Source organism: Streptomyces litmocidini (genome assembly GCF_014649755.1).
In the GTDB taxonomy this organism is placed as follows: domain Bacteria; phylum Actinomycetota; class Actinomycetes; order Streptomycetales; family Streptomycetaceae; genus Streptomyces; species Streptomyces litmocidini.
The window spans coordinates 124,832-148,086 of sequence record NZ_BMTQ01000016.1; the positions used below are offsets into that span (position 1 = coordinate 124,832).

Annotated in this window: 19 protein-coding genes; 15 read left to right on the forward strand and 4 right to left on the reverse strand. The window is 73.7% G+C overall.

The annotated features are described in order from the left end of the window. Positions 1 to 321 precede the first annotated feature (321 nt). The 7 genes from aroA (at position 322) to IE180_RS28685 (ending at position 8,780) form a co-directional block, all read left to right on the forward strand. On the forward strand, positions 322 to 1,557 hold the full coding sequence (aroA, locus tag IE180_RS28655; protein ID WP_190159858.1) for a 3-phosphoshikimate 1-carboxyvinyltransferase: 1,236 nt from the start codon (positions 322 to 324) through the stop codon (positions 1,555 to 1,557). A 34-nt stretch (positions 1,558 to 1,591) separates the two neighbouring features. Next, entirely contained in the window at positions 1,592 to 2,851 is a 1,260-nt protein-coding gene (gene dxr, locus IE180_RS28660) for a 1-deoxy-D-xylulose-5-phosphate reductoisomerase (protein WP_190159859.1), read from the forward strand. Continuing rightward, positions 2,848 to 4,158 carry a M50 family metallopeptidase gene (locus IE180_RS28665; protein ID WP_190159860.1) on the forward strand — a complete coding sequence of 437 codons (1,311 nt, stop codon included), beginning with the start codon at positions 2,848 to 2,850 and terminating at the stop codon, positions 4,156 to 4,158. The genes dxr and IE180_RS28665 overlap by 4 nt, the downstream gene beginning before the upstream one ends. Before the next feature lie 102 nt (positions 4,159 to 4,260). Further along, on the forward strand, positions 4,261 to 5,418 hold the full coding sequence (gene ispG, locus IE180_RS28670; protein WP_190159861.1) for a flavodoxin-dependent (E)-4-hydroxy-3-methylbut-2-enyl-diphosphate synthase: 1,158 nt from the start codon (positions 4,261 to 4,263) through the stop codon (positions 5,416 to 5,418). 153 nt (positions 5,419 to 5,571) lie between these two features. Then, positions 5,572 to 6,417: a GNAT family N-acetyltransferase gene (locus IE180_RS28675; protein WP_190159862.1), complete on the forward strand. Its 846-nt coding sequence runs from the start codon at positions 5,572 to 5,574 to the stop codon at positions 6,415 to 6,417. Positions 6,418 to 6,459: 42 nt separating this feature from the next. Further along, complete coding sequence (locus tag IE180_RS28680) at positions 6,460 to 7,005, forward strand: GNAT family N-acetyltransferase (protein WP_190159863.1); 546 nt, start codon at positions 6,460 to 6,462, stop codon at positions 7,003 to 7,005. A 71-nt stretch (positions 7,006 to 7,076) separates the two neighbouring features. Continuing rightward, a complete protein-coding gene (locus IE180_RS28685) occupies positions 7,077 to 8,780 on the forward strand; it encodes a proline--tRNA ligase (RefSeq protein ID WP_190159864.1) in 1,704 nt (567 codons plus the stop codon). A gap of 596 nt (positions 8,781 to 9,376) precedes the next feature. On the opposite strand, the gene IE180_RS28690 is transcribed toward IE180_RS28685, so the two are convergent. From IE180_RS28690 to IE180_RS28705, 4 genes are read right to left on the reverse strand one after another with little or no spacing between them, the layout of a single operon-like run. After that, positions 9,377 to 10,285 (reverse strand): slipin family protein, encoded by a 909-nt coding sequence (locus IE180_RS28690; protein ID WP_190159865.1) that lies wholly within the window; start codon positions 10,283 to 10,285, stop codon positions 9,377 to 9,379. A gap of 45 nt (positions 10,286 to 10,330) precedes the next feature. Then, positions 10,331 to 11,230 carry an aminoglycoside phosphotransferase family protein gene (locus tag IE180_RS28695; RefSeq protein WP_190159866.1) on the reverse strand — a complete coding sequence of 300 codons (900 nt, stop codon included), beginning with the start codon at positions 11,228 to 11,230 and terminating at the stop codon, positions 10,331 to 10,333. 30 nt (positions 11,231 to 11,260) lie between these two features. Beyond that, positions 11,261 to 11,677: a ferritin-like domain-containing protein gene (locus tag IE180_RS28700; RefSeq protein WP_190159867.1), complete on the reverse strand. Its 417-nt coding sequence runs from the start codon at positions 11,675 to 11,677 to the stop codon at positions 11,261 to 11,263. Next, complete coding sequence (locus IE180_RS28705) at positions 11,674 to 12,291, reverse strand: hypothetical protein (RefSeq protein WP_190159868.1); 618 nt, start codon at positions 12,289 to 12,291, stop codon at positions 11,674 to 11,676. Before IE180_RS28705 ends, IE180_RS28700 begins: the two co-directional genes overlap by 4 nt. Positions 12,292 to 12,459: 168 nt before the next feature. On the opposite strand from IE180_RS28705, the gene rimP reads away from it, so the two are divergent. The 8 genes from rimP (at position 12,460) to IE180_RS28745 (ending at position 23,255) form a co-directional block, all read left to right on the forward strand. Further along, positions 12,460 to 12,957: a ribosome maturation factor RimP gene (rimP, locus tag IE180_RS28710; RefSeq protein WP_190159869.1), complete on the forward strand. Its 498-nt coding sequence runs from the start codon at positions 12,460 to 12,462 to the stop codon at positions 12,955 to 12,957. 2 nt (positions 12,958 to 12,959) lie between these two features. Further along, positions 12,960 to 13,955: a transcription termination factor NusA gene (nusA, locus tag IE180_RS28715; RefSeq protein ID WP_123455674.1), complete on the forward strand. Its 996-nt coding sequence runs from the start codon at positions 12,960 to 12,962 to the stop codon at positions 13,953 to 13,955. 74 nt (positions 13,956 to 14,029) lie between these two features. After that, positions 14,030 to 14,311, forward strand: coding sequence for a YlxR family protein (locus IE180_RS28720; protein WP_190159870.1), 282 nt, complete (start codon positions 14,030 to 14,032; stop codon positions 14,309 to 14,311). A gap of 150 nt (positions 14,312 to 14,461) precedes the next feature. Further along, positions 14,462 to 17,548, forward strand: coding sequence for a translation initiation factor IF-2 (infB, locus tag IE180_RS28725; protein ID WP_190159871.1), 3,087 nt, complete (start codon positions 14,462 to 14,464; stop codon positions 17,546 to 17,548). A gap of 143 nt (positions 17,549 to 17,691) precedes the next feature. Continuing rightward, positions 17,692 to 17,985, forward strand: coding sequence for a DUF503 domain-containing protein (locus IE180_RS28730; RefSeq protein WP_019889861.1), 294 nt, complete (start codon positions 17,692 to 17,694; stop codon positions 17,983 to 17,985). Between the two features lie 30 nt (positions 17,986 to 18,015). Then, positions 18,016 to 18,456, forward strand: coding sequence for a 30S ribosome-binding factor RbfA (rbfA, locus tag IE180_RS28735; protein WP_190159872.1), 441 nt, complete (start codon positions 18,016 to 18,018; stop codon positions 18,454 to 18,456). Beyond that, a complete protein-coding gene (gene truB / locus IE180_RS28740) occupies positions 18,453 to 19,352 on the forward strand; it encodes a tRNA pseudouridine(55) synthase TruB (RefSeq protein ID WP_190159873.1) in 900 nt (299 codons plus the stop codon). The genes rbfA and truB overlap by 4 nt, the downstream gene beginning before the upstream one ends. A 237-nt stretch (positions 19,353 to 19,589) precedes the next feature. After that, positions 19,590 to 23,255 (forward strand): trypsin-like peptidase domain-containing protein, encoded by a 3,666-nt coding sequence (locus IE180_RS28745; protein ID WP_190159874.1) that lies wholly within the window; start codon positions 19,590 to 19,592, stop codon positions 23,253 to 23,255.

A 23,255-nucleotide genomic window follows, 5' to 3' on the forward strand; every position in this document is an offset into this window, starting at 1 on the left:
TGCCGGCGCCCGAGGCTGCTGCGCCTTGACCCGCACCGGCAGGTACGGCGCACCCGTGGTGCGGGTTCAGGCGCGGAACGCGGAGGCGCCGCTGAAGGGCGCCGTCCCGTGTGCCCACCCTCCCCCAAGCTCTCGGCTTCGCTCGAGCAGGGGGGACCCCCTCGCCCAGCGGGACGATTGCCCACACGGGCGGGCGGTCGCCCCGCCCCGCAGGGCGCGAGCCCCGCGCGGCGGGGCGACCGCCCGCCGGGCGCGGGCCCATGGGGGTCCACGTGGCGGACCGTCCCGCCCCCGCGCCGCAGGCCACGGCAGGATGGCCCCGTGACCGTCATCGACATCCCCGGCTCCAAGTCCGTCACCGCCCGCGCGCTCTTCCTCGCCGCCGCCGCGGAGGGCACCACCACCCTCCTGCGCCCGCTCGTCTCCGACGACACCGAGGGTTTCGCCGAGGGCCTCGCCGCCCTCGGCTACGGCGTCCGCCGCGAGCCCGGCGCCTGGCACATCGAGGGCCGTCCCGCCGGGCCGGGCGCGGAAGAGGCCGACGTGTACTGCCGGGACGGCGCCACGACCGCCCGCTTCCTCCCGACCCTCGCGGCCGCGGGCCACGGCACGTACCGCTTCGACGCCTCCGCACAGATGCGGCGACGGCCCCTCGCCCCCCTGACGACCGCGTTGCGCACCCTGGGCGTCGATCTGCGGCACGGCGAGAGGGAGGGCCACCATCCGCTCGCCGTCCACGCGGCCGGCGTGAAGGGCGGCGCGCTCACCCTGGACGCCGGGCAGTCCTCCCAGTACCTGACCGCCCTGCTCATGCTGGGTCCGCTCACGGCCGAGGGCCTCGACATCACCGTCACGGACCTGGTCTCGGAGCCGTACGTCGAGATCACCCTGGCGATGATGCGGGCCTTCGGCGCGGAGGTCCGCCGGGAGGGGCGGACGTACCGGGTCGCCCCCACCGGTTACCGCGCGCGGACGTACGACATCGAGCCCGACGCCTCCACGGCCAGCTATTTCTTCGCCGCCGCCGCCCTCCGGCCGGGCCGTTCGGTCACCGTCCCCGGTCTCGGGACCGGCGCCCTCCAGGGCGATCTGGCCTTCGTCGACGTGCTGCGCCGCATGGGCGCCGACGTCGAGGTCACCGACTCCGCCACCACCGTCCGTTCCACCGGCACCCTGCGCGGCCTCACCGTCAACATGCGGGACATCTCGGACACGATGCCGACCCTCGCCGCGATCGCGCCGTTCGCCGACGGACCCGTCCGCATCGAGGACGTCGCCAACACCCGGGTCAAGGAGTGCGACCGGCTCGACGCCTGCGCCGAGAACCTCCGCCGCCTCGGCGTCACCGTCGCCACCGGCCCCGACTGGATCGAGATCCGGCCGGGAACCCCCGCCGGGCCCGTGGAGATCGCCACCCACGGCGACCACCGGATCGTCATGTCCTTCGCGGTCACCGCGCTGCGCACCCCCGGAATCACCTTCGACGACCCCGGCTGCGTGAAGAAGACCTTCCCCGACTTCCACCGCGTCTTCGACGCGTTCGTCCGTACCCCGTGAAGGCCGCGCGGTCTTTGCGGCAAGAATGGGGGGCATGAGCGACCGCCCCTCTCCTCTCGCCGACCCGCGCAGTGTCTTCTCCCCCGTGGATGCGGACGCAGGACGCCGGGACATCGTCGTCCTCGGCTCGACCGGGTCCATCGGCACGCAGGCCATCGACCTGGTGCTGCGCAACCCCGACCGTTTCCGGGTCACCGCCCTGGCCGCCTCCGGCGGCCGGATCGGGCTGCTCGCCGAGCAGGCGCACCGGCTCCGGGTCGCCGCGGTCGCCGTGGCCCGCGAGGAGGCGCTGCCCGAGCTGCGGGAGGCGCTGAAGGCGCTGTACGGCTCCGAGCCCCTGCCCGAGCTCCTCGCGGGGCCGGACGCCGCCACGCAGCTGGCCGCGTCGCCGTGCCACACCGTCCTCAACGGCATCACCGGCTCCATCGGCCTCGCGCCGACCCTCGCCGCCCTCGAAGCGGGCCGCACCCTCGCCCTCGCCAACAAGGAGTCGCTGATCGTCGGCGGCCCCCTGGTGAAGGCGCTCGCCGAGCCCGGGCAGATCATCCCGGTCGACTCCGAGCACGCGGCCCTCTTCCAGGCCCTCGCCGCCGGCACCCGCGCCGACGTCCGCAAGCTGGTCGTCACGGCCTCCGGCGGCCCCTTCCGCGGCCGGACCAGGGAACAGCTGGCCGACGTCACCCGCGAGGACGCGCTCGCCCATCCCACCTGGGCCATGGGCCCGGTGATCACGGTCAACAGCGCGACCCTGGTGAACAAGGGCCTGGAGGTCATCGAGGCCCACCTGCTCTACGACATCCCCTTCGACCGCATCGAGGTCGTCGTCCACCCGCAGTCGTACGTCCACTCGATGGTCGAGTTCACGGACGGCTCCACGCTCGCCCAGGCCACCCCGCCGGACATGCGCGGCCCGATCGCCATCGGCCTCGGCTGGCCCGAGCGGGTCCCGGACGCGGCCCCCGCCTTCGACTGGAGCAAGGCCTCCACCTGGGAGTTCTTCCCGCTCGACACCGAGGCCTTCCCGTCCGTCGGCCTGGCCCGGTACGTGGGCGAGCTGGGCGGCACCGCCCCCGCCGTCTTCAACGCCGCGAACGAGGAGTGTGTCGAGGCGTTCCTCGCCGGACGGCTGCCGTTCAACGGGATCACGGATACGGTCACTGCGGTCGTCACCGAACACGGGCAGCCCTCCAGGGGAACCCCGCTCACGGTGTCGGACGTCCTCGAAGCGGAGACCTGGGCACGGGCCCGGGCCCGAGAGCTCGCAGCGAAGGCAACAGCGGAGGCCCGCGCATGACCGAAATGCTCCTGTACGCCCTGGGTATCGTGCTGTTCGCCCTCGGCCTCCTCGTCTCCATCGCGTGGCACGAGCTCGGCCACCTCTCCACGGCCAAGCTCTTCGGCATCCGCGTGCCGCAGTACATGGTCGGCTTCGGCCCCACCATCTGGTCGCGGAAGCGCGGCGAGACCGAGTACGGCATCAAGGCCATCCCGGCCGGCGGCTACATCCGCATGATCGGCATGTTCCCGCCGGGCAAGGACGGCAGGATCGAGGCCCGCTCCACCTCGCCCTGGCGCTCGATGATCGAGGACGCCCGCGAGGCCTCGTACGAGGAGATCCAGCCGGGCGACGAGACGCGGCTGTTCTACACGCGCAAGCCGTGGAAGCGCGTGATCGTGATGTTCGCCGGACCGTTCATGAACCTGGTCCTGGCGGCGGTGCTGTTCTTCGGCTCGATGATGACGCTGGGCGTCCAGGGCCCGACGACCGAGGTCGCGGGCGTCCAGAAGTGCGTCATCAAGCTCAGCGAGAAGCGCCAGAAGTGCGCGCCGGGGGACCCCGTCTCCCCGGCGTTCGCGGCCGGTCTCAGGAACGGGGACAAGATCCTCGCCCTGAACGGCGAGGCGGTGGACGACTGGGACGCCCTCTCCGACGGCATCCGCTCCGCCACCATCGGCCCGGCCACCCTCACCGTCGAGCGGGACGGTCAGCGCGTCGACCTCCACCCGACCCTGGTCACCAACAAGGTCGAGAAGAAGGACTCCCACGGCAACGTCGTCCGGCCGGTCCAGTACGTCAGCGCCGGCTACCTCGGCTTCCAGCCGAAGTCCGAGGTCGCCCCGCTCAGCTTCGGCGAGACCACCGAGCGCATGACCGACCTCGTCGAGAACGGCGTCCACTCGGTCATCGCCCTGCCCGGCAAGATCCCCGGCCTCTGGGACGCCACCTTCGGGGACGGCAAGCGCGCCGAGGACTCGCCCGTCGGCGTCCTCGGCGCCGCCCGCATCACCGGCGAACTGATGACCGTCGAGGCCCCGAAGACGACGATCCTCGTCAACTTCATGAGCCTGCTCGTGTACTTCAACGTCTCGCTGTTCCTGTTCAACATGCTCCCGCTGCTGCCGCTCGACGGCGGTCACATCGCGGGCGCCCTGTGGGAGGCCGTCCGCCGCCACGCGGCCCGGATCTTCAAGCGCCCCGACCCCGGCCCGTTCGACGTGGCCAAGCTGATGCCCGCCGCCTACGTGGTGGCCGGCGTCTTCGTCTGCTTCACGCTGCTCGTCCTCGCCGCCGACATCGTCAATCCGGTGAAACTGACGTAGCACCCAGGGGGGCCGCACCCGGTGTGTCCGGCCCCCCGCCCCCGGGGCGGTAACCTCGGAACCCTGAGCCCGCCGACGCACAACCTTGAGGTTGCACTTCAGATGACCGCGATTTCTCTCGGTATCCCGACCGTTCCGACCCGGCTCGCCGAGCGGCGCAAGAGCCGCCAGATCCAGGTCGGCAGCGTGGCCGTCGGCGGTGACGCCCCCGTCTCCGTCCAGTCCATGACGACGACCCGCACCTCCGACATCGGCGCCACGCTCCAGCAGATCGCCGAGCTGACCGCCTCCGGCTGCCAGATCGTCCGCGTGGCCTGCCCCACCCAGGACGACGCCGACGCGCTCGCCACGATCGCCCGGAAGTCCTCCATCCCGGTCATCGCCGACATCCACTTCCAGCCGAAGTACGTCTTCGCCGCGATCGACGCGGGCTGCGCCGCCGTCCGCGTCAACCCGGGCAACATCAAGCAGTTCGACGACAAGGTCAAGGAGATCGCCAAGGCCGCGAAGGACGCGGGCACCCCGATCCGCATCGGCGTCAACGCCGGTTCGCTCGACGCCCGCCTCCTGAAGAAGTACGGCAAGGCCACCCCCGAGGCGCTCGTCGAGTCCGCCCTCTGGGAGGCCTCCCTCTTCGAGGAGCACGACTTCCGCGACATCAAGATCTCGGTCAAGCACAACGACCCGGTCGTCATGGTCGAGGCCTACCGCCAGCTCGCCGCCCAGTGCGACTACCCGCTGCACCTCGGCGTCACCGAGGCGGGCCCGGCCTTCCAGGGCACCATCAAGTCGGCCGTCGCCTTCGGCGCCCTGCTCTCCCAGGGCATCGGCGACACCATCCGCGTCTCGCTCTCCGCGCCGCCGGCCGAGGAGATCAAGGTCGGCATCCAGATCCTGGAGTCGCTCAACCTGCGCCAGCGCCGCCTGGAGATCGTCTCCTGCCCGTCCTGCGGCCGCGCCCAGGTCGACGTCTACAAGCTCGCCGAGGAGGTCACCGCCGGCCTCGACGGCATGACCGTCCCGCTGCGCGTCGCCGTCATGGGCTGCGTCGTCAACGGCCCCGGCGAGGCCCGCGAGGCCGACCTCGGCGTCGCCTCCGGCAACGGCAAGGGCCAGATCTTCGTCAAGGGCGAGGTCATCAAGACCGTCCCCGAGTCGAAGATCGTCGAGACCCTCATCGAAGAGGCCCTCAAGATCGCCGAGCAGATGGAGAAGGACGGCGTCGCCAGCGGCGAACCGTCGGTCGCCATCGCCGGCTGACCCTCCCGGCTCCCGTTCCGGCGCCCTCGCCGGAACCCCCGTGAAGCCCCTCCGCCCCGCCCGGCGGAGGGGCTTCACGAGCACGACGGGCCCCGCCCCGGGGCACGGGGGTACAGTGCGGAGACCAGCAGACCCGTCCCGTGAGGCCCCCTCGTGCTGACAGAGACCACCACTCGGGTCCTCGAACCCGCCGACCTCGGCGCCGCCCTCGCCGTCCTGGAGAGCGCCCCCGTCGAGAACGCCTTCGTGGCCGCCCGCGTCCAGGCCGCCGGGCTCGACCCCTGGCGCCTCGGCGGCGAGATGTGGGGCTGGTACACCGAGGGCAGACTGCGCTCGCTCTGCTACTCCGGCGCCAACCTGGTCCCCATCTGCGCCACCCCCCAGGCCGTCCGCGCCTTCGCCGACCGGGCCCGCAGGATCGGCCGCCGCTGCTCCTCGATCGTCGGCCCCGCCGAGGCCACCCGCGAACTGTGGCGGCTCCTGGAGCCCGGCTGGGGCCCCGCCAGGGACGTCAGGGCCCACCAGCCGCTGATGGTCGCCGAGGAACCCTCCACCACGGTCGCGCCCGATCCGCTGGTCCGCCGCGTCCGCAAGGACGAGATGGAGGCGATCATGCCCGCCTGCGTGGCCATGTTCACCGAGGAGGTCGGCGTCTCCCCCCTCGCCAACGACGGCGGGCTGCTCTACCAGGCCCGCGTCGCCGAACTCGTCGGCTCCGGCCGCTCCTTCGCCCGCATCCAGGACGGCAAGGTCGTCTTCAAGGCCGAGATCGGCGCCGCCACCCGCCAGGCCTGCCAGATCCAGGGCGTCTGGGTCGCCCCCGAACACCGCGGCAAGGGACTCTCCGAGACGGGCATGGCCGCCGTCCTCCAGTACGCCCTCGCCGACGTCGCCCCCGTCGTCAGCCTGTACGTCAACGACTACAACGCCCCGGCGAGGGCCGCGTACCGCCGCGTCGGCTTCCGCGAGACCGGCGCCTTCATGAGCGTCCTGTTCTGACGCGCTGTCCCGGGACGGGCGGGCACTTGTAGGGTGCGCCGCATGGATGACGCAGAGATCGAGATCGGTCCGCTCAATCTCGCCGCCCGGGTGGACGAGGCCCTCGCCGTACAGGCCGTCGCCTTCGGCCTGGACGCGGGCGAGGTCGCCGTACGCCGCCACATCGTGCTGCGCCACCTCCTCAGCCCCGGCGCCCGCGCCCACGGGGCCACCACCCCCGACGGGCGGCTCGTCGGCTTCGTGTACGGGATGCCCAACGACCGCACCCACTGGTGGTCCACCGTCGTCGAGACGTACCTGCGGGCCACCGGCACCGCCGACTGGCTCGACGACTCCTTCGTCATCACCGAACTCCACGTCCACCCCGACTTCCAGGGCCGGGGCGTCGGCCGCGAGCTGATCACCACCATCACCGACGGCGCCGCCGAACCGCGCTCCATCCTCTCCGCGATCGACACCGAGAGCCCCGCCCGCGGTCTCTACCGGTCCCTCGGCTACGTCGACCTCGCCCGCCAGGTCCACTTCCCGAGCGCCCCCCGCCCGTACGCCGTCATGGGCGCCCCCCTGCCGCTCAGGCGCCGGAACTGATTTCACCTGCCAGGGGCCGCCCGGCTAACCTCGGGGCCATCACCGTCAGTCCCGGCAGGAGTACGAGAACCATGGCCAACGCACCGGTCCAGCGCATGTCCCAGTTGATGGCGAAGACGCTGCGCGACGACCCGGCGGACGCCGAGGTCCTCAGCCACAAGCTCCTCGTCCGCGCCGGCTACGTCCGCCGCACCGCCGCCGGCATCTGGAGCTGGCTCCCCCTGGGCAAGAAGGTCCTCTCCAACGTCGAGCGCATCGTCCGCGAGGAGATGGACGCCATCGGCGCCCAGGAGGTCTCCCTGCCCGCGCTGCTGCCCCGCGAGCCCTACGAGGCCACCGGCCGCTGGGACGAGTACGGCGCCGAGCTCTTCCGCCTCCAGGACCGCAAGGGCGGCGACTACCTCCTCGGCCCCACCCACGAGGAGATCTTCACCCTCCTGGTCAAGGACCAGTGCTCGTCCTACAAGGACCTGCCGGTCATCCTGTACCAGATCCAGTCCAAGTTCCGCGACGAGGCCCGTCCCCGCGCCGGCATCCTGCGCGGCCGCGAGTTCCTCATGAAGGACTCCTACTCCTTCGACACCGAGGACGAGGGCCTCGCGCAGTCCTACGCCCTGCACCGCCAGGCCTACCGGCGCGTCTTCGAGCGCCTCGGCCTCGACTACCGCATCGTCGCCGCCACCGCCGGCGCCATGGGCGGCTCGAAGTCCGAGGAGTTCCTCGCCCCCGCCGAGGCCGGCGAGGACACCTTCGCCGACTGCCCGAACTGCGACTTCGCCGCCAACACCGAAGCGGTGTACCAGACGGTGAAGCCGGTCGACGGCTCGGCCGTCCCGGCCGCCGAGGAGATCCCCACCCCCGACACCCCGACGATCGAGACCCTCGCGGCCTCCCTCGGCGTGCCGGCCTCCGCCACCCTGAAGAACCTCCTCGTGAAGGTCGACGGCGAGATCGTCGCGGTCGGCGTCCCCGGCGACCGCGAGGTCGACATGGACAAGGTCGAGGAGCACTTCGGCCCGACGGCCACGGTCGAGCTGGTGACCGAGGAGGACTTCGCGCAGCGCGCCGACCTCGTCCGCGGCTACGTCGGCCCCCAGGGCCTGGAGAAGGTCACCTACATCGCCGACCCGCGCGTGGCGCCCGGCACCGCGTGGATCACGGGTGCCAACAAGGAGGGCATGCACGCGAAGAACGTCGTCGCGGGCCGTGACTTCGAGGTCTCCGAGTACGTCGACGTCGTCGTCGTCCAGGAGGGCGACCCCTGCCCCGTGTGCGGCACCGGCCTCAGGCTGGACCGCGCCATCGAGATCGGCCACATCTTCCAGCTGGGCCGCAAGTACGCCGACGCCCTCAAGCTCGACGTCCTCGGCCAGAACGGCAAGCCGGTCCGCGTGACCATGGGCTCGTACGGCATCGGCGTCTCCCGCGCGGTCGCGGCCCTCGCCGAGCAGACCGCCGACGAGAAGGGGCTGTGCTGGCCCTCCGAGGTCGCCCCCGCCGACGTCCACGTCGTCGCCGCCGGCAAGGCGCTCCAGACCGAGCTGGCCCTGGAGGTCTCGGAGAAGCTCTCCGCGGCCGGCCTCCGCGTCCTGGTCGACGACCGCGCGGGCGTCTCCCCGGGCGTCAAGTTCACCGACGCGGAGCTCATGGGCGTCCCGAAGATCCTGGTGGCCGGCCGCCGCTCGGGCGAGGGCGTCGTGGAGCTCAAGGACCGCCGCACGGGGGAGCGCGAGGAACTGACGGTCGCCGAGGCCCTCACCCGCCTCACCTCCTGACCCCACCCTCCCGCGGGGCCCCGGCCTCCCGGACCGGCGCCCCGCGGGCCGGCACCCGGCCCGGGCCACCCGCCCGCGTGACCGGCACACCCGCGGACCGGCACCCGGCCGCGTCCACCGCCCGGCAGGGCGGTGCCCTCTTGCACCCCCCGTGTGGGGCCCGCGCCCTGCTGGGCGGCGCCCTTCCCCGCACCCCGCCCGTGTGGGCAATCGTCCCGCTGGGCGGGACGGGTGGGCACACGGGACGGTGCCCCTCAGCGGCGCCTCCGCGTTCCGCGCCTGAACCCGCACCACGTGTGCGCCGTGCACGGGGTGCGGGTTCAGGCGCGGGAGCCTCGGGCGCCGGCAGGGGCGCCGTTCCGTTGTGCCCACCCTCCCCCGAGCTCTCGGCTCCGCTCGAGCAGGGGGGACCCCCTTCGCCCCAGCGGAACGACTGCCCACAACGCGGTGGTCACCGCCCCGGGCGCGGCCCGCTACGGGGGCGCCGTCCCGGCGGGCGCTCGGACGGTGCGGGAGCGGGGTGGGCGACGCCCCGGCGGGACGGCCGACGGGGGCGGGGCGACGCCCCGGTGGGGTGGCCGGTCACGCCGGGGGCGTCAGGGGTCGGGTTCTCCGTGGGTGGGTTCCACCGACGAGCCCGTCAGGTCCTCGATCGCCTCCTCCGCCGCCGCCCGCCCCTTCAAGTACGCCTCGCTCAGAGGCGGTGGCGGTGGCGCCGCCACCGGCGACGGCACCTGCTCCGCCCCCGGCGTCGCCCGCTCCAGGAACCGCAGCAGTTCCACCGGAATCGGCAGGACCAGCGTCGAGTTCTTCTCCGCGGACACCGCCATCACCGTCTGCAGGAGCCGCAGCTGCAGCGCCGCCGGCTGGTCGGACATCACGCCCGCCGCCTCGGCCAGCTTCTTCGAGGCCTGGAGTTCCGCGTCCGCGTTGATCAGGCGTGCCCGTCGTTCCCGGTCCGCCTCCGCCTGCCGGGCCATGGAGCGCTTCATCGTCTCGGGCAGGGAGACGTCCTTGATCTCGACGCGGTCGATGGCGACGCCCCAGCCCATCGCCGGGCTGTCGAGCATCAGTTCGAGGCCCTGGTTGAGCTTCTCCCGGTTGGACAGCAGGTCGTCGAGGTCGCTCTTGCCGATGATGGACCGGAGCGAGGTCTGCGCCATCTGGGAGACCGCGAACTTGTAGTCCTCGACGCGGACCAGCGCGTCGGCCGCGTCGACGACCTTGAAGTAGACGACCGCGTCGACCCGTACCGTCACGTTGTCGCGGGTGATGCCCTCCTGTGCGGGCACGGGCATCGTGACGATCTGCATGTTCACCTTGTGCAGGCGGTCGACGAACGGAACGATCATCGTGAAGCCGGGGGAGCGGACGTCGTCGCGCAGCCGGCCGAAGCGGAAGACGACGCCGCGCTCGTACTGCTTGACCACGCGCGCCGCGGCGGCCGCGTACACCGCGACCGCCGCTGCCGCGCCGGCCGCCGCCGTCAGCAGTTCTTGGATCATCACGGCCCCCTGGATCGAGCCGAACAGTACAAAAAGGGTATTCCCCTACAGCCAGCTCGCGAACTCGAGGAGCAGCTCGGCGTCCTGCCGGCGTCCCGCCGTCAGCGCCCGTGTCCCCGATTCGACCGCCCGGAACAGGCTCCAGCCGCGCAGCCGCTCCCGGTCCAGGTCCAGGGAGTCCGCCAGTTTGTTGACCCGCCTCCGGGCCGCGGAGGCCCCCGAGGAGGCGGCCACCAGGTCCTCGACCCGGTCCCGTACGAGCCGGGCGAGGTCGTAGGCCCGCTCGCCCACCAGCGGCTCGGGGCCGACGGCCAGCCAGGGCGCCCGGTCCCCGGCGAGGACCTTGCCCTGCCGGAAGTTCCCGTGCAGCAGCACCGTCTCCGTGTCGCCCGCGACCAGTTCCTCGCGGGCCGTGAGCGCCGCCGCGGTCAGTTCCGCGGTCGCCGGGTCCGCGCGGTACGGCTCCATGGCGGAGGCCTGTGCCGCCGTCCGCTCCGTCACCGTTCCGAAGCCGTGTCCCGTCGGCGGCTCGACCCAGAGCCTGCGCACGGTGCCCGCCGCCTCCAGGAGCGCCTTGGCCTCCGGCAGGGAGCGCAGCGAGACCTCGGGGTGGAGCCGTTCGAGGACGAGCGCGCCCTCCCCGGCCTCGTCGAGGAGCTGGGCCGCGCCCCAGCCGTTCCAGTGCGCCAGGGCGTCCCGCTCCAGGTCCGGGCGGGTGAACGGCGGTGCGATCTTGAGAGCGGCGGGGGAGCCGTCGGAGCGCCGGACGAGCACGACCAGGCTGCTCCGTCCGCCGGGGGCCATCACCCGCTCGGTGTCCAGGGAAGCCCGGTCGAGCGCCCGCCCGGCGAGCTCCGGCAGCTCTCCGAGCCACTCGGCCGCCGCGGCGTCCCCGTACGTCTCGCCGAGCGTCCTGACCAGTCGCTGCGGCGGTTCGAAACCCATGCGTACGTTGTTCCTTCGGTCGGGGCGGGCCTACACCCGCTCGGCGAGCCCAGGAAAGGTTACGTCGCTGCCGCGCCAGCGGACGGCGCGCACCGCGGCCTCCCGGAGCGCGGCGGCCGCCTCCGCGCGCGCGTGGCCCCCGGTGGCCCGGACGAGATCGGAGTACACGCCGGCCACCCGGTCCTCCAGGACCGCCGCGAGCCGCACCGCGCCGGCCGGGTCCTCGACCCGGAACGGCAGTTCGTACGCGGCCTCCGCCGCCACCGGCGTCCCGCCGAGGTCCCGCACGGTCCGGCGCAGCGCGTCCCGCCGTGCCCGGTGCGCCTCGTACGCGGCGGAGGCCTCGGCCCGCCGCTCGGTGCCGATCCGGCCACCGACGACCCCGTACCCGTACACCGCGGCGTGTTCGGCGGCCAGCGCGGCCTGGGTCGCGTCGAGGGCGCTCATGCCCGTGCTCCTTCGGTCAGCAGGTAGGCGTGGGCGGCGCAGGCCGCCGCGACGGAGGCGAGCAGCCGGGCGTACTCGGGCGGTGCGGCGAGCAGGGCGGCCGTGTGGGCGTCGGAGGCGCCGCGCTCGGCGGCGGCGAGTTCCCGGAGGGCGGCCCGGGGGTCGGCCGCCACCCGAACGGGTGCGGCGGGGGCCGCGGGCCTCCCGGAGGCCGAGGCGGAGGCGGAGGGGTGGACGGACGGGGCGGGCGGCGGGGCGGGGGAGGTCGACGGGGCGGTGCCCGCCGAGGTCGTCGCCGTGGCGGGTTCCACCGTCGTGCCGCCCTCGCCGAGGGCCTTCGCGTGGGCCGCCACCGCGCGCCGCAGCGGGGTCAGCCGGGGGGCCAGGGCGGGGTGGGCGGCGAGCGTCGCGTCGTAACGTCCCAGCAGGCCGCGCGCGGCGGTCACCGACCGCAGCCGCAGGGCCGCCTCGGCGCGCGCCACCCGTTCGGCCTCCCGTTCGGCGGCGTTCGGCCGCCGGGCCTGTCCGCCGGGGGAGGAGGTGCAGCCCGCGAGGGCGGTCACGCCCGCCGCCGCGCCCGCCGCGAGGAGCGCGCGTCTGCCCGTCGTCGTCACGCCTTCTCCCTCGGCTGCCGTCCGTCGTCGAAGATCGTCGAGATCACCGCAGGCGAGCGTACCCGCGGGCCCCGGGGTGATGGACGGCAACACCCTCCGGGACCGGATACCCTTTGGTCTGACACGCGACGAACCCACAACAGCACACGCGGCCGAGGAGTCACCCGGATGAGCACCACCCAGAGCGACAGGCTGCGCGGACTCGTGGAGCCGCTCGTCGCCGCGAAGGACCTGGATCTGGAAGAGATCGAGGTGTCCCGGGCCGGCCGCCGCGGGCTGCTGCGGGTCGTCGTCGACTCGGACGAGGGCGTGGAGCTGGACGTCTGCGCCGAGCTGAGCCGCGAGATCTCCGAGAAGCTCGACGAGACCGACGCGATGGGCGACGGCGAGTACGTCCTCGAGGTCAGCTCCCCCGGTGCCGAGCGCCCCCTCACCGAGCACCGCCACTACGTGCGCGCCACCGGCCGCCTGGTGAAGCTGCAGCTCGCGGAGGGCGGGGACCTGGTCGCGCGCATCCTGGCCGTGGACGAGGACGGCCTCGACACGGAGGTGCCGGGCGTGAAGGGGCGCAAGCCCACCGCCCGCCGGATCGCTTTCGCCGACATCGCCAAGGCGCGTGTCGAGATCGAGTTCAACCGCAAGGACAAGAAGGAAGAGGAGGCGTAGCCGTGGACATCGACGTGAAGCTTCTGAAGGGCTTGGCGCAGGAGAAGGAGATCTCCTTCGAGATGCTGGTCGAGGCGATCGAGTCGGCCCTCCTCATCGCGTACCACCGCACCCCCGACGCCCGCCGCCACGCGCGCGTGGAGCTGAACCGGGCCACCGGTCACGTGACGGTGTGGGCGAAGGAGGACCCCTCCGACCTGGAGGAGGGCCAGGAGCCCAAGGACTTCGACGACACCCCGTCGGACTTCGGCCGGATCGCGGCGAGCACCGCCCGCCAGGTCATCCAGCAGCGGCTGCGGGACGCCGAGAACGACGTGACCTTCGGCGAGTACGCCCGTCGCGAGGGCGATGTCGTCGCCGGTGTGGTGCAGCAGGGCAAGGACCCGAAGAACGTCCTCGTCAAGCTGGACGACAAGCTGGAGGCCATCCTGCCGGTGCAGGAGCAGGTGCCGGGCGAGGAGTACACGCACGGTCTGCGGCTGCGCACGTACGTCGTCCGGGTGGCGAAGGGCGTCCGCGGTCCGTCCGTCACCCTCTCGCGCACGCACCCCAACCTGGTGAAGAAGCTCTTCGCCCTGGAGGTGCCGGAGATCGCCGACGGCTCGGTCGAGATCGCGGCCATCGCCCGCGAGGCCGGCCACCGCACCAAGATCGCCGTCCGTTCCACCCGTTCGGGCCTGAACCCCAAGGGCGCCTGCATCGGCCCGATGGGCAGCCGCGTCCGCAACGTGATGGCGGAGCTGCTCGGCGAGAAGATCGACATCGTCGACTGGTCGGACGACCCGGCCGAGATGGTGGCGAACGCGCTCTCCCCGGCGCGGGTCTCCAAGGTCGAGGTCGTCGACCTCGCCGCCCGCTCCGCCCGGGTGACGGTGCCGGACTACCAGCTGTCGCTGGCCATCGGCAAGGAGGGCCAGAACGCCCGCCTCGCCGCGCGCCTCACCGGCTGGCGGATCGACATCCGTCCGGACACGGAGCCGGCCGAGCCGCAGGGCTGAGACCGTTTTTGGACAACGAGTGTTCGATTCTTGCCCCGAACGGGTGGGGTCGGCGCGGGGAGGTAGACTTAGTAGTGTCTGGCCGGACGCATGCCCGCGCGTGCCCTGAGCGAACCTGTGTGGGATGCCGGGAGCGAGCGGCCAAGAGCGATCTGCTGCGGATCGTGATGAACAAGGACGAGTGCGTTCCTGATCATCGCGGTACGCTGCCCGGCCGGGGTGCGTACCTGCACCCCGCCGTGGTCTGTCTCGACCTGGCGGTCCGCCGCCGAGCTTTCCCGAGGGCCCTCAAGGCCCAGGGACCGCTCGACACCGCGGCGCTCCGTCGTCACGTCGAGCAGGCGGCACCACAATGAACAAGAAGTACGGCACGGAGAACCGTGCGGTCAGGTACCTCGCGAGTTGGAAGTAGGTCGAGATTGCGATGAGCACTCGATGAGTACGCGATGAGTACGCCCATGAAGTAGCGACGGTCCGGCGGTAACCGGACCTCACAAAGGAGCAAAGTGGCTAAGGTCCGGGTATACGAACTCGCCAAGGAGTTCGGTGTGGAGAGCAAGGTCGTCATGGCCAAGCTCCAAGAACTCGGTGAATTCGTCCGTTCGGCGTCCTCGACGATCGAGGCGCCGGTCGTGCGCAAGTTGACTGACGCTTTGCAGGGTCCCGGCGGCAACGCCGGCAAGACCGCTGCCAAGCCCGGTGCGCCCCGCAAGGCGGCGCCCTCCCCCGCCGCGCCGAAGCCGGCGTCGGCCGCTGCCGCGCCGTCCCCGGCGCAGGCGGCACGTCCCGCCGCCCCGAAGCCTGGCGCGCCCACCCCGGCGCCCAAGCCCGCGGCGGCCGAGAAGCCCGCGACGCCGGCCCCCGCCGGCCCGCGTCCCACCCCGGGTCCGAAGCCCGCGGCCGCGCCGAAGCCGGCGCCGGCCTCCCCGGCTCCGACGACCCCGGAGTTCACCGCGCCCCCGTCGGCTCCCGCCGCCGGTCAGCAGCGTCCCGCCGGCGCGACCCCGGGCCCCCGCCCGGCCGCCCGTCCGGGCCAGCAGGCGTCCCGCCCGCAGGGCCAGGGCGCTCCGCGCCCCGGCGGCCAGCAGGCCCCCCGTCCGGGCGGTTCCCGTCCGGCCGGTCCCCGTCCGGGCAACAACCCCTTCACCTCGGGCGGCTCCACCGGAATGGCGCGCCCGCAGGCGCCTCGTCCGGGTGGCGGCGCTCCCCGTCCCGGCGGCCCCGGTGCCGCTCCGGGCGCCCCGCGTCCGCAGGGTGGCCCCGGCGGCGCCCCGCGTCCGCAGGGTCAGGGCGGCGCCCGTCCCACCCCCGGTGGCATGCCCCGTCCGCAGGCTCCCCGTCCGGGCGGCGCGCCCGGCGGCAACCGTCCGAACCCGGGCATGATGCCGCAGCGTCCCGCTGCCGGCCCGCGTCCCGGCCCCGGCGGTCGTGGCCCCGGTGGCCCCGGCGGTCGTCCGGGCGGTCCCGGCGGTGGCGGCGGCGGTCGTCCCGGCTTCGCCGGTCGTCCGGCCGGTCCCGGCGGTGGCGGCGGCGGCTTCGCCGGTCGTCCCGGCGGTCCCGGTGGCGGCGGCGGTCGTCCGGGTGGTCCCGGCGGCGGTGGCGGCGGCTTCGGCGGTCGTCCCGGCGGCTTCGGCGGCCGTCCCGGCGGCCCGGGTGGCCGTGGTGGCACGCAGGGCGCCTTCGGTCGTCCCGGCGGTCCCGCGCGTCGTGGTCGCAAGTCGAAGCGTCAGAGGCGCCAGGAGTACGAGGCCATGCAGGCCCCGTCCGTGGGCGGCGTGATGCTGCCCCGCGGCAACGGCGACACCATCCGCCTGTCGCGCGGTGCGTCCCTCACCGACTTCGCCGAGAAGATCGGCGCCAACCCGGCGTCGCTCGTCGCGGTCATGATGAACCTCGGCGAGATGGTCACGGCGACGCAGTCCGTCTCCGACGACACGCTCGTCATGCTGGCCGAAGAGATGAACTACGTCGTTCAGATCGTCAGCCCCGAGGAGGAGGACCGCGAGCTGCTCGAGTCCTTCGACATCGAGTTCGGCGAGGACGAGGGCGGCGAAGAGGCCCTGGTCTCCCGTCCGCCGGTCGTGACCGTCATGGGTCACGTCGACCACGGAAAGACCCGACTCCTCGACGCGATCCGCAAGACCAACGTGGTCGCGGGCGAGGCCGGTGGCATCACCCAGCACATCGGTGCCTACCAGGTCGGCACCGAGGTCAACGGCGAAGAGCGTCGCATCACCTTCATCGACACCCCGGGTCACGAGGCGTTCACCGCCATGCGTGCCCGTGGTGCGAAGTCGACCGACATCGCGATCCTCGTGGTCGCGGCCAACGACGGCGTCATGCCGCAGACGATCGAGGCGCTCAACCACGCCAAGGCCGCCGGCGTCCCGATCGTCGTCGCGGTCAACAAGATCGACGTCGAGGGTGCCGACCCGACCAAGGTCCGCGGTCAGCTGACCGAGTTCGGTCTGGTGGCCGAGGAGTACGGCGGCGACACGATGTTCGTCGACATCTCCGCCAAGCAGGGTCTGCACATCGACTCCCTGCTGGAGGCCGTCGTCCTCACCGCCGACGCCTCGCTCGACCTGCGGGCCAACCCGAACCAGGACGCGCAGGGCATCGCGATCGAGTCCCACCTCGACCGTGGTCGTGGTGCCGTCTCGACCGTCCTCGTCCAGCGCGGAACGCTGCGCATCGGCGACACGATGGTCGTCGGCGACGCGTACGGCCGCGTCCGGGCGATGCTCGACGACAAGGGCAACAACGTCGAGGAGGCGACCCCGTCGACTCCCGTCCTCGTCCTGGGTCTCACCAACGTCCCGGGTGCCGGCGACAACTTCCTGGTCGTCGACGAGGACCGTACGGCCCGTCAGATCGCCGAGAAGCGCGCCGCGCGTGAGCGCAACGCCGCCTTCGCCAAGCGCGTCCGCCGGGTGTCCCTCGAGGACCTCGACAAGGTGCTCAAGGCCGGTCTCGTCCAGGAACTCAACCTCATCATCAAGGGCGACGCGTCCGGTGCGGTCGAGGCCCTCGAGTCCTCGCTGCTCCAGCTCGACGTCGGCGAAGAGGTCGACATCCGCGTCCTGCACCGCGGTGTGGGTGCGGTCACCGAGTCGGACATCGACCTGGCCATGGGCTCCGACGCCATCGTCATCGGCTACAACGTCCGTGCGGCCGGCCGTGCCGCGCAGATGGCGGAGCGCGAGGGCGTCGACGTCCGGTACTACTCGGTCATCTACCAGGCGATCGAGGAGATCGAGGCGGCGCTCAAGGGCCTCCTCAAGCCGGAGTACGAAGAGGTCGAGCTCGGCACGGCGGAGATCCGCGAGGTCTTCCGCTCGTCCAAGCTGGGCAACATCGCCGGTGTCCTCATCCGCTCGGGCGAGGTCAAGCGCAACACCAAGGCGCGCCTCATCCGCGACGGCAAGGTCATCGCGGAGAACCTCAACATCGAGGGCCTGCGCCGCTTCAAGGACGACGTCACCGAGATCCGCGAGGGCTTCGAGGGTGGTATCAACCTCGGAAACTTCAACGACATCAAGATCGACGACGTCATCGCGACGTACGAGATGCGCGAGAAGCCGCGCGCGTAACGCGTAGGGCTGCGTCCGGGGCCGGTCGGCGGAAGATATTTCCGTCGATCGGCCCCGGCCGTTGCGTGTACCGTTCTGGTGTCCCTGCCGAGCGACGGCCCGGCAGGCCACCGAACCCGAACCGGCGGGACATCCGGCACCACATGTACGTGGGGACCCTGTCCTTCGACCTGCTCCTCGGCGACGTTCATTCGTTGAAGGAGAAACGCTCCGTCGTCCGGCCCATCGTCGCCGAGCTCCAGCGCAAGTTCTCCGTGAGCGCGGCCGAGGTGGGCGACCAGGACCTCCATCGCAGGGCCCGACTGGGCGTCGCGCTGGTGTCCGGGGACCCGGGGTTCGTATCGGACGTGCTCGACCGCTGTGAGCGGCTCGTCGCCGCACGCCCGGAGGTGGAACTCCTTTCGGTGCGCCGAAGGCTCCACACTGATGAAGACTGATCTGAGCAAGGCAAAGAAGGAGAAGGACCAGTGGCCGACAACGCGCGGGCGAAGAAGCTGGCGGACCTCATCCGGGAGGTGGTCGCCGAGAAGCTGCAGCGCGGCATCAAGGACCCCCGCCTGGGCACGCACGTGACCATCACGGACACCCGCGTCACCGGTGACCTGCGGGAGGCCACGGTCTTCTACACGGTCTACGGCGACGACGAGGACCGTGCGAGCGCCGCGGCCGGCCTGGAGAGCGCCAAGGGCATCCTCCGTTCGGCCGTCGGCCGGGCGGCGGGGACCAAGTTCACCCCGACCCTGACCTTCGTGGCCGACGCCCTCCCGGAGAACGCGCGGACGATCGAGGACCTCCTCGACAAGGCGCGGGCCTCGGACGCCCAGGTGCGCCAGGCCTCCTCGGGCGCGGACTTCGCGGGCGACGCCGACCCCTACAAGAAGCCGGGCGAGGACGAAGCCGCCGAATGAGCACCTCGGGAAAGACGCCCGACGGGCTTGTCATCGTCGACAAGCCGTCGGGCTTCACTTCGCACGACGTCGTGGCCAAGATGCGCGGGATCGCCAAGACCCGCCGCGTCGGCCACGCCGGCACGCTCGACCCCATGGCCACGGGCGTCCTCGTCCTCGGCGTGGAGCGGGCGACCAAGCTCCTCGGTCACCTCGCGCTGACCGAGAAGGAGTACCTGGGCACCATCCGCCTGGGCCAGACGACGATCACCGACGACGCCGAGGGCGAGATCACGGCGTCGGTCGACGCTTCGAAGGTCACCCGCGAGCAGATCGACGCCGGCGTCGCCGAGCTGACCGGCGCCATCATGCAGGTGCCGTCGAAGGTCTCCGCGATCAAGATCGACGGCAAGCGGTCGTACGCGCGCGTGCGCGGCGGCGAGGAGTTCGAGATCCCGGCCCGCCCGGTCACCGTCTCCTCCTTCCGGGTGTACGACGTCCGCGACGACACCGCCGAGGACGGCACGCCCGTCATCGACCTGGTCGTCTCGGTGGTCTGCTCCTCCGGTACGTACATCCGGGCGCTCGCCCGGGACCTCGGCGCCGGACTCGGCGTCGGCGGCCACCTGACCGCGCTGCGGCGCACCCGGGTCGGCCCGTACAAGCTGGACTCGGCCCGGACCCTGGAGCAGCTCCAGGAGGAGCTGACGGTCATGCCGGTCGCCGACGCGGCCGCGGCGGCGTTCCCGCGCTGGGAGGTCGACGCGAAGCGGGCCGGGCTGCTGCTCAACGGCGTCCGCCTGGAGATGCCGGAGTACCCGAAGGGGCCCGTCGCGGTCTTCGGGCCCGAGGGGAGGCTGCTCGCGCTCGTCGAGGAGCAGCGGGGCAAGGCCAAGAGCCTCGCCGTCTTCGGCTGAACCGACGACGCCGTCGGGGCCCTGTGAGGCTCCTGCGGGGTTCCGTCGTGGGGCGGGCACGCGCGCGTGCCCGCCCCACGCCTTTCCCCCCTCGGTTTCCCCCGGGGAGTGTCTGTCCCGCGGAGCCGCCGAAATTCACCCCATCGGGGAGGCGCTCGATGCGAACGGGGGAGTGTCAGGGGGCGCGTTCCCCGATGGACGCCCGCCGGTGATCACCAGCCGCCTACCGTCGACACCATGGGACGCGGGGACCTGGCGACGCTGGTACGGATCTGCGATCCGGCGGGCCGACCGCGCGGCACCGGTTTCCTCGCCGACCACCACGGGACGGTCGTCACCAGCCACGAAGCCGTCGACGGACTCAGCCGTGTCGTCCTGCACGCCCCCGACGACCGGACCTGCCTCGCCGAGGCCGAGGCCGTCACCCCCCTGCCCGAGAGCGGCCTCGCGCTCGTACGGACCGAAGGGCTCGGCGGCCGCCCGCTGCCCCTCGCGACCCGGCCCGAGATCGAGCCCGGCACCTACGTGCGGATCGCCGCCCAGGGCTGGCGCGAGGCCCGCGTCCTCGGCCCCGCCGCCGTCACGTACACCGCCGTCGACCGCTTCCACGCCCTCACCGACGCCCTCGAACTCGCCATCGGCACCGAAGGCGCCGAGGCGCTCCGCCGTGGCGGACAGGCCGCCGGCGGACCCGTCCTCGACACCGCCACCGGCACCGTCCTCGCCGTCCTCGGCACCGCCCTGCACGGCGACCGCCGGGCCGCCGGATACGCGGTGCCGCTCCGGCCCGCAGGCCCCCTCACCGCCCTGCTCCGGCGCAACGCGGCCACCGTCCCCGCCTACGGACCCGACCTCAACCTCGCCGCGATCCTGGAACTCACCGCCACCTCCGCCGGACCCGCACGGGACCCCGACCCCTGGCCCGAACCCGTCGAACGGCCCGACTGCGTCCGCGAGTTCGCCCGCTTCACGGCCGGCGACGCCCCCGTCCTCGCCCTCGTCGGCGCCCCCGGCACCGGCCGCACCACCGCCCTCGCCGCGCTCTGCGCCCGGCGCGCCCGGGGCGTCGCGCCCGCCCCCACCGTCCGGCTGCGCGGAGCCGACCTGCGCGCCGAGGACCGCTCGCTCGCCGACGCCGTCGGCCGCGCCCTCCACCGGGCCGGCCGGATCGTCGCCGCGTCCGGGGCGCTCGGCGACACCACGACCGCCACCCCGGAGCGGGCCGCCGCCCTCGCCCGGGACGCGGGCCGCCCGCTCCTCGTCCTCCTCGACGGCCCCGAGGAGATGCCCCCGCTCCTCGCCCACCGGCTCGCCGACTGGACGGCGGCCACGGAACGCTGGCTCCGCACCCACGGGGCCCACCTGATCACGGCCTGCCGCCCGGAACACTGGGAACGGGCGGGCGCGCTGTACACCCCGGGCGCGCTGCACCGGCCGGTGGCGGCACCCGGCGGTCCGGCCGGGCCGCCGGCGGCTCCCGGCCGCCCGCCCGGGCCGGTGGCGGACGCGGGAGCTCCGTACCACCGGCCGGGGGCGGAGCCGGACGCCCCGTACCGGCTCGCGGCGGAACCGGCCGGACGGCCGACCGGCCCGGGCCCGGCCACGGCCGCCACGGCCGGTGGCGGGACGCCCCCGGCCGTGCTCCTCGGGCCGTACTCCGAGGCGGAGGCCCGCGCCGTACGCGAGGGGTACGGGATCGGGGAGACGAACCTCGCGGCGGCGGACGCCCGGCACCCGCTCGCCCTGCGGCTGCTCGCCGAGGTGCGGGCGGCGCTGCCGGGAGAGGTGCCGGGACGGCCCGGACGCGAGGAGATCTTCACCGCCCACCTCGACCTGATGTGCCTGCGGGCCGCCGTCCGGATCGCCGCGGGCTCCCGGCCGCTCCTCCGCGGGACGGCCGTCCGCAGGCTCGCCGCGCGCGTGACCGGCCGGGTGCACGAAGCGGCCCGCCGGTGCCTCGGGCCCGGACACGGCCTCCTGGACCGGGCCTCCTTCGAGGAACTGTTCCCCTGGAGGGAGGGCTGGGCCCCGGCCGTCCTCACCGAGGGCCTGCTCGTCCCCGCGGGCTCCGGCTACCGCTTCGCCCACGAAGAACTCGCCGACTGGGTCCAGGCGGCCCACCTGGACCTGGACACGGCCCTGCACACCCTGGTCCACCGGCACCACGAGGACCCGGCCGGGGAGCCCGGCCACCCGCCCGGGGCGACCGGCGGGGGCGGTCCGGCCGGGGGCTCCGGGGGCGTCCCCCTCGCCGGGGTTCCGCCGCGGCGGGAGACCGCGGGGGAGGCCCTGCCCGTTCCCCGGCATCGGATCGGGCCCGTGCTGCAGGCGCTGTCGCTGCTGCACCGGGAGCGGGGCCCCGCCGGCCTCGGGCCGCGGCTGGCCGCGCTCGCCGAAGCGCTCGGGCGGTTCGCCCGGAACGGGCGGGCCGGGGACGGGGACGGGGCCTGGTGGGCCGCGCGGCTCCTCGGGGAGACCGTGCGACGCCTGCCGGACCCGCGACCGTACCTGCCCGCCCTGCGGCTGCTCGCCGACCTGATCGGCGCCCGCCCGGACCGGCACCCGGTCTTCGCCCCCTTCGGGACCTCCTTCTGGCTGGACCTCCCGCTCGGCGAGGACGAGCGGATCGACCTGCTGCGCCGGCTCGTCCCCTCCGACCCGCCCGACGGGGACCGGAGCCTCGACGCCGTCGCCGCGCTGCTGACCGCCGACCCCCGGGGCGTCCAGCCCCTCCTGTGCCGCTGGTTCGGCGACGAACGCCCCACCGTCGCCGCCTCCGCCCAGGCCCTCCTGCACGCCCACCGCGGACTCGCCGTCGACGACCTCTGCGAGGCGCTCGTCGCCACCGCCCACCCCCTCGCCGACGGCCTCCTCGCCGTGCTCGCCGAGGACGAACCCTCCGCCCTCTGCCGGGCCGTCGACCGCTGGGCGCACGACGACGGACGCCCGGAGCGGCGCGCCGCGGCCGCCGCGTACGGACACCTGGCCGCCGGGCACGCCACCACCTCCGCCGCCCGCGAGCTCCTCCGCTACGCCGCCCTCGCCCTGCTCGCCCGCCCCGGCGACCAGGCCCTGCACGGCGCCGCCCTCGGCCTCCTCGTCCGCGACCCGCACAGCCGCTCCCGCCACCTGCCCCGCGCCCTCGCCGAACCCCGGGTGCCCGCCGCCGCCCTCGCCGAAGCCCTCGCGACCCACCCCGAGGAGGTCCTCGCCGCCTTCCGGACCCGACTGCGGGGCACCGGTGAGGAACAGGCCGCCGCGCTGCGGGCCCTCGCGGAGATCGACACGCCCGCCCTCGCCCGCCGGATCGCCGCCCTCGTCCGCGACCACGCCGCCCACCGCCCCGACGGCGCCCCCCTCGTCGCCGCCTTCGTCGACCGCCGCCTCGAAGACGGGCCGGTGGCCAGGGCGGTCCTCTTCCCCCTGGTCACCGGCCTCATCCGGGGCCGCCCCGCGCCCCTCAGGCGCGCCCTCGCCCCCGTCCTCGCCGCCCCCGGCACCGGGGCCTCCCGCCACCTGCGGGCCGAACTGCTCGACGTACTCCTGGAACACGAGCGGTACGAGGCCGAGATCGGGGAGTTCGGCGTCCTGGAGGCGCTCCTGAGGGCCGCCGCGGAAGGCGCCGGGCTGCGCGCCGTCCCGCGCACCCGGGAACTCGCCCACCGGGTCGGCGCGCTGTGCGTCCGTACCCCCGAAGGCGCCCGGCGGCTCGACCGGGCCCTGGCCGGAGCCGTCCGCGACCTGCCCGTCTTCGCCGCGCTCCTCGCCGCCTGGACGGTCGAGGCCCCCACCGACTGGGCGCCGCTGCTCGGACCGGAGAGCGTCCGGGCACTGCGGAGCCCCGGCACCGCCATGCCGATGCGTACCGACGGCCGTGGACATGGCAGTCTTAGACCTGCGTAA